Source organism: Streptomyces odontomachicola (assembly GCF_039605595.1).
Lineage (GTDB): Bacteria > Actinomycetota > Actinomycetes > Streptomycetales > Streptomycetaceae > Streptomyces.
Map to the genome: position 1 here is coordinate 1 of NZ_JBCFOK010000013.1, position 13,076 is coordinate 13,076.

General features: G+C 73.0%; 13 protein-coding genes. 4 read left to right on the forward strand and 9 right to left on the reverse strand.

The annotated features are described in order from the left end of the window. Positions 1-148 precede the first annotated feature (148 nt). From ABEE00_RS22975 to ABEE00_RS22990, 4 genes are all read right to left on the reverse strand, one after another. Entirely contained in the window at positions 149-1,252 is a 1,104-nt protein-coding gene (locus tag ABEE00_RS22975) for a YlbL family protein (RefSeq protein WP_345747512.1), read from the reverse strand. 26 nt (positions 1,253-1,278) lie between these two features. After that, on the reverse strand, positions 1,279-1,566 hold the full coding sequence (locus ABEE00_RS22980) for a hypothetical protein (protein WP_345747513.1): 288 nt from the start codon (positions 1,564-1,566) through the stop codon (positions 1,279-1,281). A gap of 269 nt (positions 1,567-1,835) precedes the next feature. Continuing rightward, positions 1,836-2,294, reverse strand: coding sequence for a molybdenum cofactor biosynthesis protein MoaE (locus tag ABEE00_RS22985; RefSeq protein WP_345747717.1), 459 nt, complete (start codon positions 2,292-2,294; stop codon positions 1,836-1,838). 139 nt (positions 2,295-2,433) lie between these two features. Beyond that, the gene (locus ABEE00_RS22990; protein WP_345747514.1) at positions 2,434-3,534 is read right to left on the reverse strand and encodes an SDR family oxidoreductase; all 1,101 of its coding nucleotides are present in this window, start codon (positions 3,532-3,534) and stop codon (positions 2,434-2,436) included. 182 nt (positions 3,535-3,716) lie between these two features. Here ABEE00_RS22990 and ABEE00_RS22995 point away from each other — a divergent pair, with 182 nt between their 5' ends. Further along, positions 3,717-5,315, forward strand: coding sequence for a zinc-dependent metalloprotease (locus ABEE00_RS22995; protein ID WP_345747515.1), 1,599 nt, complete (start codon positions 3,717-3,719; stop codon positions 5,313-5,315). Next, a complete protein-coding gene (locus ABEE00_RS23000; RefSeq protein ID WP_345747516.1) occupies positions 5,312-5,839 on the forward strand; it encodes an NUDIX hydrolase in 528 nt (175 codons plus the stop codon). The genes ABEE00_RS22995 and ABEE00_RS23000 overlap by 4 nt, the downstream gene beginning before the upstream one ends. 94 nt (positions 5,840-5,933) lie before the next feature. Here the strand turns inward: ABEE00_RS23000 and ABEE00_RS23005 are convergent, their stop codons facing one another. The 4 genes from ABEE00_RS23005 to ABEE00_RS23020 all read right to left on the reverse strand — a co-directional run bounded on the left by ABEE00_RS23005 (position 5,934) and on the right by ABEE00_RS23020 (position 9,949). Continuing rightward, positions 5,934-6,692, reverse strand: coding sequence for an AIM24 family protein (locus ABEE00_RS23005; RefSeq protein ID WP_345747517.1), 759 nt, complete (start codon positions 6,690-6,692; stop codon positions 5,934-5,936). 26 nt (positions 6,693-6,718) lie between these two features. Then, the gene (locus ABEE00_RS23010; RefSeq protein ID WP_345747518.1) at positions 6,719-7,423 is read right to left on the reverse strand and encodes an AIM24 family protein; all 705 of its coding nucleotides are present in this window, start codon (positions 7,421-7,423) and stop codon (positions 6,719-6,721) included. Between the two features lie 11 nt (positions 7,424-7,434). Then, entirely contained in the window at positions 7,435-9,204 is a 1,770-nt protein-coding gene (locus ABEE00_RS23015; protein ID WP_345747519.1) for a TerD family protein, read from the reverse strand. Between the two features lie 193 nt (positions 9,205-9,397). Then, positions 9,398-9,949 carry a M48 metallopeptidase family protein gene (locus ABEE00_RS23020; RefSeq protein WP_345747520.1) on the reverse strand — a complete coding sequence of 184 codons (552 nt, stop codon included), beginning with the start codon at positions 9,947-9,949 and terminating at the stop codon, positions 9,398-9,400. Positions 9,950-10,248: 299 nt separating this feature from the next. Here ABEE00_RS23020 and ABEE00_RS23025 point away from each other — a divergent pair, with 299 nt between their 5' ends. Further along, positions 10,249-11,346 carry a ThiF family adenylyltransferase gene (locus tag ABEE00_RS23025; protein WP_345747718.1) on the forward strand — a complete coding sequence of 366 codons (1,098 nt, stop codon included), beginning with the start codon at positions 10,249-10,251 and terminating at the stop codon, positions 11,344-11,346. Between the two features lie 80 nt (positions 11,347-11,426). Next, on the forward strand, positions 11,427-12,833 hold the full coding sequence (locus ABEE00_RS23030) for an ABC1 kinase family protein (protein WP_345747521.1): 1,407 nt from the start codon (positions 11,427-11,429) through the stop codon (positions 12,831-12,833). 22 nt (positions 12,834-12,855) lie between these two features. Here the strand turns inward: ABEE00_RS23030 and ABEE00_RS23035 are convergent, their stop codons facing one another. Continuing rightward, on the reverse strand, positions 12,856-13,032 hold the full coding sequence (locus ABEE00_RS23035; RefSeq protein ID WP_345747522.1) for a hypothetical protein: 177 nt from the start codon (positions 13,030-13,032) through the stop codon (positions 12,856-12,858). Between the last annotated feature and the right edge of the window lie 44 nt (positions 13,033-13,076).

Consider the following 13,076-nt stretch of genomic DNA (forward strand, 5'->3'; position numbering starts at 1 on the left):
GGGGGGGCCCCGGGCCGGGGGGGGGGCGGGGGCGGCCCGGGGGGGGCCCCCCCGGGGGGGGGGCGCCCGGGGGGGGGGGCCCCCCCCCCGCGCCGCCTCACTTCGCGCGCCGCCTCACGCCGGGCACGGCCTCACGTCGGGCACGGCCTCACTTCGAGCACTGCGGGAGCCCGGCCGTCTCGCCGGTGCGTATCTTCTGCAGGGCGTTCATCGCGTCGCTCATGGTGCGGGTCTTGACCAGGGTGAGCCCCTCGGGCTTGTCCTTGGCCGCCGTGGAGCAGTTGCCCGCCGGGGTGAGGAAGTATTTGGCGCCCTTGGCGCGCGCCGCGACCGTCTTCATCTGGATGCCGCCGATCGCGCCGACCTTGCCGGCGTCGTCGATCGTGCCGGTGCCCGCCACGAACTGACCGCCCGTCAGGTCCGTCTCGGTCAGCTTGTCCGCGATGCCGAGCGCGAACATCAGCCCGGCGCTGGGCCCCCCGACGTCCGCCAGCCTGATGTCGATCTGGAACGGGAAGGTGTGCCCCGTACCCGGCTGGATGCCGACGATCGCGCGGCCGTCGTCCGGCGCCTTCTTCGTCGTCAGCGTGACCTTCTTGGCGTCCGCCGGATCGGGCTTCTTCCCCTTCTTCTCCGCGGCCTCCGCCTTGGCCGCGGGGATCACCGTGAAGGTGACCTTCTGCCCCGGCTTGTGCCGGGTGACCGCCTTGGCGACCTGCTCCGGCTCCGTCATCGCCTTGCCGTCCACGGCGCGCACCACGTCACCCGCGTGCAACCGGCCCTGCGCCGGGCCGCCCTTGACGACCGAGGCCACGATGACGTGCGAACTGACCGGGATCTTCAGCGCCTTGAGCGCCGCGACCTTGGCGCTCTCCTGGGAGGCGCTGAACTCCTCGGCGTTCTGCTCGTCGACCTCCTGGGCCGACTTGTCGTCCGGATACAGCGTCTCGTGCGGGACCACCGCGCTGTCGTGGCGCAGCCAGCCGTAGACCGCCTCGGCGAGATTCATGCGGTAGTCCGAGGCGGTCACGCGGACCGTGGTCATGTTGAGGTGGCCCGAGGTCGGATACTCCCGGTGGCCCTTGCCGTCCGCCTTGATGTGGAGGACGGGCTCGCCGCCGTGGTCGCCCAGCGTGTTGACCGTCGGTCCCGGCGACATCTTGGCGTACGGCACCGGGATCAGCACCGCGGCGACGAGCAGCGCGATGAGGAGCAGTATCGAAGCGAGCAGGGTCCCGGTCCGGCGAGGCATGCCAACGACAGTACGGGACGGGTCTGTCAGTCAGCCGCTCGGGCCGGTCCTTCCGGGCGGGAGAGCGCGGGCGCGCGTCCTTCCTGCTCCGGCCGCTCCGCCGACTTGGCCGTGCGGAACGTCTTCTCCCCGGTCCCCTCGTCCTCGAACGTGACGTGCGGGCGGGGGCGCTCCATGGCCGCGCGGAACCGCTCGTACCCCTCGACACCGGCGGTGTCGGGCGTGACGTTCCGTCGTCGTCCGGCCCAACTGCCCCACACTCCCGCCGCCACGGCGGCGACGACCGGAATCAGCAACCAGGCGAGGGACGCCATGCAGACCTCCTGACTCCACGTGAGTGTGCCGTATCCAACCGGATAACCGGCAGATGAGCACATTAACCGTCGGAGTCTCAACGGTCTGGCGCGGGGCCCGGTTACGCAAGCGGTATCGCCCGCTCCTCCACAAGGAGTTGAGCACCTTCCGCGTACTTCCGCACGCCGGGCAACGGGAGGTCAGCGGGGTCGCGGGCGTAACGGGGCCGAAGGCTCTTAAGCCCCCACCCGCCCGCCCGTCGCCCGACCACCGCCCCTATAGGAAGGGGCTACGCCCCTACCCACTCTTCCGTGCCGTCGCTGAACGACTGATGCTTCCAGATCGGCACCTCGTGCTTGAGGTCGTCGATGAGGCGGCGGCAGGCGTCGAAGGCCTCGGCGCGGTGCGGGCAGGAGACGGCGACCACCACGGCCAGATCCCCCACCTCCAGATCCCCCACCCGGTGCACGGCGGCCAGTGCGCGTACCGGGAAGTCGGCCGCCACCTTCTCGGCGATCCTGCGGAGTTCGGCCTCGGCCGTGGGGTGCGCGGAGTAGCCGAGCCGGGCGACGTCGGCGCCGCCGTCGTGGTCGCGGACCGTGCCGACGAAGAGCGCGGTGCCGCCCGCTGCGTCGTCCCCGGCCGCCGCGAAGACCTCGTCGACGGAGAGCGGCGTCTCGCGGATGCCGAGCAGCCGGACCGGGTCGGCCGCGCCCTGCTCACCGGGGTGATCGTACGTCTGTGCCATGTCGCTCATGCTGCCCCACCTCCGAGGTCGAGGGAACACGGGCCGCTGCCGGTCGTGTCACGGCCGGTCCCCCGCACGCGGCGCGCTCCTCCCGCGTGCCGCCTCACCGTCCCGTACCGCCCCACCGTCGCGTACCGCCTCACAGGCCGCGGCGCTTGCGCGCCCTGCGGACCAGGGCCGCCGTGCCCAGCAGCGCGACCGTGGCGCCCGCCGCGCCGCCGGCCGCGACGGCCTCCGTACGGCCGAGGCGGCGGCCCGCGACGGTGTGCCGCCCGGAGACGTACTCCAGCAGCGCGGCCAGCACCTCTTCGTTGGTCCAGCGCGGGCGCCAGCCCGCCTCGTGCAGCCGGGAGCCGCTGACCACCCAGGGATGCATGGTGTACGCGAGGTCCCCGGCCGGCGACGGGGTCAGCCCGAGCCGGTGCAGGCGGGAGGCGGCGCCGAGGGCGACGGACGAGGGGAGCTCCATGCGGCGGATGCCGGTGAGCTCCTCGACCTCCTCCTGCTCGAGCCAGCCGTCGCAGCCGACCGCCAGCTCGCCCTCGACCTTCTCAAGCGCCGCGCACTCCAGCGCGCTGACCAGGTCCTCCGCGTGGCAGAACTGCCAGCAGGGCCGTGAGCCGTCCACCACCAGCAGGCGCGGCGACTCGAAATAGCGGGTCAGCGCCGTGTCCACGCCCGCGCCGACCAGCACGGCGGGCCGTACGACGGTGACGTTGAGGCCCGGGTGGGCGCGGGGCGCCCGGCGCGCGAGGCGCTCGATCTCCAGCAGATCGCCGACGCCGGTGCCCTCGGCTGTGGCCCGCAGCTCGGCGTCCTCGGCGAGCGGCACGTCGTTGTCCGGCAGCGCCCCGTAGACCATCGCCGAGGTGCACAGCACGACACGGCGCACCCCGGCAGCCGCGGCCGCGGTCAGCACGGTCTGGGTGCCGCGCACGTTGTAGGCCGTGCGCGCCGCGGGGTCGGACTCCAGGTCGAGGTCGAGCGCCAGGTGCACCACCACGTCCACCGGGTCGCCGTCGCCGCGCAGCTTGTCGGCGATGGCCGGGTCCCTTACGTCGAGGGTGTGCCACTGGGCCTCGGTCACGTCGCCCTGCCGCTCGTCCAGGGCGATCACGCGCTTGATCTCCTCCGAGGCCGCGAGCCGCTCGGTGAGCAGCGCGCCCACTCCCGAGGCGGCGCCGGTCACGGCGACGGTGGGGGTTCGCGCTGCGCGAACGTGGGTCTCGGAGGAACTCACCGGGCGTCTCCAGCGGTTGTTTCTGGTACGAGGTGCGCAGGCTCCATCCTGCCTGACAGGTGTCTAGGCTGGAGGCGAGCCCACCAGAACGACGCGGCATCTCCCGCGGACCCCACGATTCCGTGTACGTCCGCGGGCGCCGCTCCATGAACCGTCCGACGAGACAGAGCCGAGGGAAACCCGTGAGTGACACCCCATTCGGATTCGGCGTACCTCCTGAGGAGCCCGAGGACGGGGACGAGGGCAAGAAGGACCAGGACAAGAAGGGCGGCAGCGGGGACCAGGGCGAGTCCGGCGCGGGCTCCCAGGGCGACAAGGGCCAGAGCGGTCAGGGTCAGGGCGGCCAGGGCGGTCCGGCGAATCCGTTCGGCTTCGGATTCGGCGGCGGTCTGCCGGGCGGCGCGGGGCAGGGCGGCGCGGACAATCCGCTGGCCGCGATGTTCGGCTCGCTGGGCGGCGGCGCGGCCGGCGGCATGGACCCGAACGACCTGGGCGCCGCCTTCCAGAAGCTCGGCCAGATGCTCTCCTACGAGGGCGGCCCGGTGAACTGGGACATGGCCAAGGACATCGCCCGCCAGACCGTCGCCGCCGGGGCCCAGGACGGCTCCAAGGACGCGAGCGTCGGGCCGAACGAGAAGGCCGCCGTCGAGGAGGCCGTCCGCCTGGCCGACCTGTGGCTGGACGGCGTGACCTCGCTGCCCTCCGGTGCCAACACCGCCGAGGCGTGGAGCCGCGCCGAGTGGGTCGAGCAGACCCTGCCGGTGTGGAAGGACCTCGTCGACCCGGTCGCCGAGCGGGTCGGCGCCGCGATGGGCGACGTGCTGCCCGAGGAGATGCAGGCCATGGCGGGCCCGCTGCTCGGGATGATGCGCTCGATGGGCGGCGCGATGTTCGGCACCCAGATCGGGCAGGCGCTGGGCGTGCTGGCCGGCGAGGTGGTCGGCTCGACCGACATCGGGCTGCCGCTCGGCCCCGCGGGCAAGGCCGCGCTGCTGCCGAACAACATGTCCGCGCTCGGCGAGGGCCTCGGCGTCCCGCAGGAGGAGGTGCGGCTGTATCTCGCGCTGCGCGAGGCCGCCCACCAGCGCCTCTTCGTGCACGTGCCGTGGCTGCGCTCGCACCTGTTCGGCGCGGTCGAGGGCTATGCGCGGGGCATCAAGGTGGACACCTCCAAGCTGGAGGACGTGGTCGGCCAGATCGACCCGCAGCGCCCCGAGGAGCTGCAGGAGGCGCTCCAGCAGGGCATGTTCCAGCCCGAGGACACCCCGGAGCAGAAGGCCGCGCTGGCCCGCCTGGAGACCGCGCTCGCGCTGGTCGAGGGCTGGGTGGACGCGGTGGTGCACGCCGCGGCCGAGCCGCATCTGCCGTCCGCCTCGGCGCTGCGCGAGACGCTGCGCAGGCGGCGCGCGACCGGTGGTCCCGCCGAGCAGACCTTCGCGACCCTGATCGGTCTGGAGCTGCGGCCGCGCAGGCTGCGGGACGCCTCACGGCTGTGGGCCTCGCTGGCCGACGCGCGGGGCGGCGAGGGCCGGGACGCGCTGTGGGCGCACCCGGACATGCTGCCCACCGCCGAGGACCTGGACGATCCGGACGGCTTCGTGCACCGCGAGCAGCTCGACTTCTCCGAGCTGGACAAGATGCTGGGCGACGCGGCGCAGGGCGGTTCGCAGTCCGAGCCGGGTGAGTCGAAGTCCGGTGAGTCGAAGTCCGGGCAGGAAGGCGACGGCGGCACGGACGACTCCGGCGAGGGCCGCGGCGACTCCGGCGACGGGAAGCAGTGAGCCTGCACGCGGACGCGGCCCGGGTGCTCACCGAGTGGTCGGCGCCGGAGTCCGGGCAGGACCGGCTCCGCGCGGCCTATCTGGAGCACCTGTCCGCGCATCCGAACGGCATGTGGAAGGCCTGCTCCGACGGTCACCTCACCGCGAGCGCGCTGGTCATCGACCCGCCGCGGCAGCGGGTGCTGCTGACCCTCCACCGCAAGCTGCGGATGTGGCTGCAGATGGGCGGGCACTGCGAGCCGGAGGACGGCACCCTCGCGGACGCCGCGCTGCGCGAGGCCACCGAGGAGTCCGGGATCACGGGGCTCCGGCTCCTGCCCGGCGGCCCGGTCCGTCTCGACCGGCACCACACGCCGTGCGCCTGGCACCTGGACGTGCAGTACGCGGCACTCGCCCCGGAGGGCGCCGTGGAGGCGGTCAGCGACGAGTCGCTGGATGTGCGGTGGTACGGATACGACGAGGTGGCCGCGGTGGCCGACGACTCGGTCGTGGCGCTGACGGAGCGTGCCCGCGCCCTCGTATGAGGAGAGCGCGGGCACGTACCCCGTGCGCGGGGCCTGCCTCGTAAGCAGGCGGTCGGCCCCGTGAGCAGCCGGTCTGCTCCGTGAGCGGCGGGCCTCAGTTGGTGAAGATGTTGCCCTGGTTCTGCCCGCGGGCTCCCTGTGGGCCCATGCCGTACTGGGCGCGCAGGCCGGAACCTATCTGGGCGTTCTGCGGCGGCAGCAGCTCGCTGGGCTGCACCAGCGCGTAGCCGTTGCCCATGAAGCTGAGCTCCCAGCCCTCGCCGGTGTTCCCGCGGCGGCGCCACACTCCGGAGGCGCTGGTCTGGGACTGCATCTGCACCCGCAGCGAGGACGACCAGGCGACCACGGCGTCGGCGTCGGCGTTCGCGTACGCCTCCGGGGTCACCCGCATCATCAGCGGCTGGCCGGAGGTCATCAGCGCGACCTTGCCCTGCCCGGTGATGTGCAGCGTGTACTTGCCGGTCCCCGACACCCCGTACTGGCTGTCCACCGACACCACGTCGTAGTGAAGCTGCGAGTCGAGGGCCAGCACGTACGAACTGTCGACGGTCAGGCCCTCGGGCTCGACGTCCAGCAGGTGCACGTCCTGCGCGAGGTTGGCGAGGAAGACGGTGCCCTGGCCGGAGACGCGCATCAGGTCCAGGCCCTCGCCGGTCTGCCGGCGCGCCTGGCGCTGTCCCTGTGTCTGGTACTCGCCGTCGAATTCGAGCATGCCCTGATACGCGACCATGCTGCCCTGGCGGGCGAGCACGTCCTCGTGTCCTGTGAGGGCGATGCGCAGCAGCTTGGCGTTCTGCAGCGCGTAGCGGTCCTGGCTCTGGACCTCTGTGTGGGCGAAAAGCGGGCTCTGCATGGTGTTTTCGGTCCTCTCCCCCGTCGTCAGCCCCGGACCCGCAGCCGGTCCGCGCTGTCCTCGCTGGGCTGCACGACGACGAATCCCTGTCCTGAGAAGCCCAGTTGGTACGCCTCGCCGCTGCCGCGTCCGATCATCGAGGACGCCTTGAAGCTGCGCTTGCCCTTCATCTTCAGATGGGTGGACCAGGCGACGAGCGCGTCCGGGTCCACGTACGTCTCGTCGTCGCCGCGGCCGCAGTCCACCACGACGGGGGTGCCGCGGGTGGTCAGCGCCACCCATCCGGTCCCCTGTATCGCCACGTTGAACAGGCCCTGACCTGCGAACTTGGCCATCCCCTTGACCCGCTGCACGCCCCACTCCAGGTGCGCGTCGAAGGCGAGGACGTTGGTGCCGTTGACCGAGATGCTCTCCTCGTTGAGGTTGAGCACGACGACCTCGGCGCCGTAGTCCGCGAGGTAGAGCAGGCCGTCGCCGTGGGCCCGCATCAGCGGGGCGCCCTCGCCGGTCAGCCACTGCGAGGCGCGCTGACGGACGGCGGGCGGGTTGGGCTCGTACTGCACGAAGCCCTCGTACGCCACCATCGAGCCGACGCGTGCGAACAGGTCCTGGCCGCTCTGCATGGCGACCTTGAGCATGCTGGTGCCGTGGTTCTCCATCCGGGGGACGGGGCCGCCGGGCTGCGCCGACGGCTGTGCGGGAGCGGCGCCCGCGTAGAGGTGCTGATCCATGACGGGCTCCCTCACATCTCGTAGGGCTGGACGACGATGAAATTGCCGGGTGCGCCCCGGAATTGGAGGTTCACGGTCTCGCCGCTGCGGCCGCCTCCGTACGCGGGACGGCGCAGCCGCACCTGGCTGGAGACGATCACCTGGGCGGCGGCCGACCACGCGACGACGGAGTCCGCGTCGGCGAAGGTCGTCGGCGTGACCGGCAGCACCACGGGGTTGCCCTTGGTGGTGACCAGCACGGTGCCGGTGCCCTGGAACTGCATGGTGAACAGGGCGCCGCCCGGAATGCCGTGGCCCTCGATCCTGCGCACCTCGTGCTGGATGCTCTCGTCGAAGGCGAGGACGTGCTCGGCCGAGACGCAGATCGCGTCGCCCTGGAGCTCGACCGGGTGCACGTACGCCGCCTCTTCGGCGAGGAAGACCTGGCCGCTGCCGGAGCAGCGCATGAGCTGCATCTCCTGGCCCGTGGCGTTGCCGACGACGCGGCCCTTGAAGCCGGCGCCCTTGTAACCGAAGTCGACCTTGCCCTGGTAGAGCACCATGCTGCCCTGGCGTGCGAGGACCGGCTGGCCGTCGACGCCGAGGTCGACGCGGGCGAGCTGGCCGTTCTGCAGCGTCCAGCGCTGGCCTGTGGGCTGCTCCTTGTACTTGTCGAGCGTCACGCCCATGCCGAGCGCCGGACCCTGCGCGATCTGCGGGGCCTGCGGCGCGTGGCCGGGCGCCGGGGCGCCGGGCGGCTGCATCCCGCCGGGTGCGCCGGGCGGGCCCGGGGGCTGCGCGAAGGGGTTGGGCACCGCCTGGCCCGGCGCGGGGGCGGGTGCGGGCGCCGGAGCGGGCGGGGGTGGGGCCTGACCTGGCATGGCGCCCTGGCTGGGCATCGCGGTCTGGGTGGGCTGCGCGTGCTGAGGGGGCTGCGGTTGCGGCGCCTGCGGTTGCTGCGGCGCTTGCGGTTGTTGGGGCGCCGGGGGCGGGGGCGGGGGCGCCTGCTCCGCGATGGTGGGCTGCGCGTGCTGCGGCGGCTGCGGCTGCTGTTGCGGTGCTTGCGGTTGCGCTTGCGGCTGCGGCTGCGCGGGAGCCGGTGGGGCGCCGAACTGGGGCGCGGGCTGGGCCGGTTGTACGGGCTGCTGCGCCGGGGCCGCGGGGGTGCCGCCGCCGGGCGGACCGAAGCCCGGCGCGGGCGCGGCCTCGGCCGGGGGCGCGAAACCGGGGGCGGCGGACTGCTCGGGCTGCGCGTGCTGCTCGGGCGCCTGCTCCTCGGCGACCTCGCCGCCGAAGTTCTTGAGCAGCGCGTCCAGGCCGCCGTCGAAGCCCTGCCCGACCGCCGCGAACCGCCACACGTCCTTGACGTAGAAGTCGCCCAGCATCACGGCGCGCTCGGTGCTGAACTCGGAGCCGTCGAACGCGTACCTGGCGACCTCCTCGCCGCCCGCGACGATCCTGATCCAGCCGGGCCCGACCTGGGACATCTGCCCCGGTCCGTCCAGCGTCGCGGTGAACGAGAGCTTCTTGATCTGCTCGGGTATGCGGTCCAGCGTCACCCGGAACGACTGGGTGTCGCCCGCCTGCTCGCCGAGCTGCTGCAGCGCCTCCTCGGGGGACTTCGGCTGGTTGAAGAAGATGAAGTACCGGTCGTCGGAGAGCCGTTCGTCGGCGTCGAGGCCGAAACAGCTGATGTCGAAGGTCAGCCCGGGGCCCTCGATCCGCACGCCCACGTACAGATCCGTCCCGGCGGTCAGATCACTGATCCTGGCCTTGTGGCCGCGTTGGAATTCCCTGGCCATACGTAACGACCGTCCCCCATCCATGGCTTGCGCTCGGCGGAGCATCACCCGGCGCGGATCGGCGGAGCACGGCCCGGCGCGACCCGGCTGAGCATGAGCTGAGCAACTGCGGTGCTGACTTTGGCCGAAAGGCTATCTGGTGGGTCCGACAGCACGGTCCCGGAGTGCGCGGAAGCCCGCTTCCGCTCCCCGTCTACTCCCCGCGGGTGGCCGGAACGTGCGGCAGCCGCTCCGCCGCGACGACGCCCTCGAGATAGCCGCGGGCGCGCTCGGTGCGCGGATACGGGTCCAGCAGCTCCCAGAACCGCTGCCCGTGCCCCGGCACCAGCAGATGCGCCAGCTCGTGCAGCAGCACGTAGTCGATCACGTAGTCCGGCATGCCCTGGAGCCGGTGCGAGAGCCGGATGCTGCCCTCGGCCGGGGTGCAGGAGCCCCAGCGGGTGTTCTGGTTGGTCACCCAGCGGACCGACGAGGGCCGGGCCCTGCCCTCCAGATACTGCTCGGAGAGCCGCTCCGCGCGCTCGGCCAGCTCGCCGTCGCCCAGTCTGCGCCTGCTCTCCTGCGCGGCCAGCTTGTCCAGCATCACGCCGACCCAGCGCTCCTCCTCGGCCGCCGACATGCGCGCCGGGATGAGCACGACGGTGCGATCCCCCTCGCGGTAGGCGGAGACCGTGCGCCGTCGGCGCGCGCTGCGGCGCACTTCGACCGCGCTCGGTCCTGCGGTGTTCAGCGGGTCGGCGGCCACGCCAAGACGGTACCCGGTGCCCCCGGCCGAAGTCCCGTTTCCAGGGCCCTGCCCCGCCGTGACGCCGGTCGTACGGACCACGGCGGGCCGCCCCGCGCACGGAACCGAGCCGTCGGCCTCCCCTTCCGCGCGCCTCCACAGCCCCTCCGTACCGGTATGACTAATGCCGGGCACTGTGGATAAGTCTCGGCACGGGAACCCGCCGTTCCCGCATGCTGTCTGTCGTCACGACGGCACCGCCGGTCGCCATCCCAGGCGGCCTCCGCGTGCCACCGGCGAAGGGGGACGCTGTGCATCCGATGATCAAACCCGCGCTGCGACGGGCCTGGCGCGACCGCGAGACGGTGCAGTACGGGGCGGCCCCCGCACACGCGGTGCTGCTCGGCCCCATCGACAACCCGACGGCGGGGTTCCTCGACCTGCTGGACGGCACCCGCGGCCTGGAGCAACTGCGCAGGGACGCGCGGGCGCTCGGGCTCGGCGAAGGGGCGGCCGACCGGCTCACGCAGCGGCTCGCCGCGGCCGGCGTGCTGGACGACGCCACGGCGGAGCGCGCCGCGTGCTCCGGGATCGGCGACCGGCTGCGCCCCGACATGTCCTCGCTCTCGGCCGTCCACCGCGAGCAGGGCGCGGGGCCGCGCAGACTGGCGGCCCGCCGCGAGACCTGCGTGCAGGTGCGGGGCGCGGGGCGGGTGGGCGCGACGATCGCGACGACGCTGTCCGCCGCGGGGGTGGGGCGCGTCGAGGTGCGGGACGGCGGCGAGGTCCAGCCCTGGGACACCTCGCCGGGCGGCCTGCCGGCGGGCAGCGTCGGGGAGCGCCGCCGCGAGGCGGCCGAGAAGGCGGTGAACGCCGTGCGGCCGTGGAGCGCGGGCCCGGAGGTGCGCGGCGGCCCGCGCCTGGTGGTGCTGGCACCCCGCGACGGCCTGGGCGCCTACGCCCCTGACCCGGACTCCGTGGAAGGACTTCTGGAATCCGGGACTCCCCATCTGTACGCGGGAGTCGTGGAGGGCACGGGCGTGCTGGGGCCGCTGGTGCTTCCGGGGCGCACGCCGTGCGCGGACTGCATGATGCGCTGCCGTGCGGAGCGCGAGCCCGGCTGGCCCCTGGTGGTGGGCCAGTGGCGCACCGGGGCGCGGCGGCGCTCGGGGGTCCCGGCCTGCGACACGGCCCTGGCGACGGTGGTCGCGGGCATGGCCGCCTCCTATGCGCTGGGCTTCCTGGACGGCGACGGGGGCTGCACCGCCGGATACAGGGTCCGTGTGACGCTGCCCCATCTCCTGCCGGACACCGAGGCGTTGACTCCCCATTCCGCGTGTCCGTGCGGTGCCGCTTCGGTGCCCGGCGGGCGCCCGCCCTCGGCGGATCCCGGTCCGCAGTCCACAATGGCCGGGTAGCTGCCGCGCTCGGTCCCCGGTGCCGCACAGGGCGGAACGCCGGTGCTGTTCGGTTGAGCTGTATGGGAGTTGGAGGACGCATGTCGGATCTGCCCCGTAAGGCGGTCACCCGCACCGCCAAGCTGGCCGCACTGCCGCTGGGCTTCGCCGGGCGCTCCGCCTGGGGCATCGGCAAGAGAATCGGCGGCTATTCGGCCGACCTCGTGGGACACGAGCTCCAGCAGCGCACGGCCGACCAGCTCTTCCGCGTCCTGGGGGAGTTGAAGGGCGGCGCGATGAAGTTCGGCCAGGCGCTCTCCGTCTTCGAATCGGCGCTCCCCGAAGACCTCGCCAAGCCGTATCGGGCCACCCTCACCAAGCTCCAGGAGGCCGCCCCTCCGATGCCCGCCGGCACGGTGCACTCGGTGCTCGACGAGCAGCTCGGCGAGGACTGGCGGGAGCTGTTCACGGAGTTCGACGACTCCCCGGCGGCCGCGGCCTCGATCGGCCAGGTGCACCGCGCCACCTGGCACGACGGCCGCGAGGTCGCGGTCAAGGTGCAGTATCCGGGCGCGGGTGAAGCGCTGATCTCCGACCTCACCCAACTGGGCAGGTTCGCCCGGCTGTTGGGCCCCCTGGTGCCGGGCGTGGACGTGAAGCCGCTGATAGCCGAGCTCCGGGACCGGGTCACCGAGGAGCTGGACTACGCCCTGGAGGCACAGGCTCAGCGGGCCTATGCGGAGGAGTTCGCCGACGACCCCGACGTGCTGATCCCCGATGTGGTGCACCAGGCCGAACGCGTCCTGGTGACCGAGTGGCTGGACGGGGTGCCGCTCGCCCAGGTGATAGCGGACGGCGACGCCGCGGAGCGGGACGGCGCGGGGCAGTTGCTGGCCCGCTTCCTGTTCTCGGGCACCGCGCGTACGGGGCTGCTGCACGCGGACCCGCACCCGGGCAACTTCCGGCTGGTCACGGAGGACTCCCCGGCGGGCGAGCCCCGTTGGCGGCTCGGTGTGCTGGACTTCGGCACCGTGGACCGGCTGCCCGAGGGCCTGCCCCCGATGATCGGCACCACTCTGCGGATGGTGCTCTCGGGGGAGGCCGACGCGGTGTATGAGCTGCTGTGCCAGGAGGGCTTCATCGGGGAGTCGGTCGACCTCGATCCGGCCGAGGTGCTCGACTATCTGCTGCCGATCATAGAGCCGGCGCAGGTGGAGACCTTCGAGTTCACCCGGGAGTGGATGCGGGACCAGGCGGCCCGGCTGGCCGATCCGCGCTCCCCGGCCCACCAGTTGGGCAGGCGGCTCAATCTGCCTCCCTCGTATCTGCTGATACACCGCGTGACGCTGAGCACCATCGGCGTGCTCTGCCAGCTCGGCGCGCGGGTGCGCATGCAGGAGGAGATGGCGGCTTGGGTGCCCGGTTTCGCCGCGGAGGAGACCGCCGCCGGGCAGGGGGAGTTCAGGGGTGCTGAGGAGGCCGCCCCGGACGAGGAGACCTCCGCCTGACCGCCCGCGGGAGCCGGCCGCCTCACCACCAGGAGGAGTCGAGACGGCCTTCGATGGCGCGGATGTTGGCGCGGGAGCAGTGCTCGCAGAAGTACCGCCGGGCGCCGTTCTCCACGGAGCACACCCAGGTAACCGGCGGCCGTTCGGCGGTCGTTCCGCATCGGGCGCAGACCGTCTTGTCGGTCTTCTTCTCTTCCACCCGCCCGAAGATAGCCCCGAAAACGGCCGGGAGCCGGGGCGCAA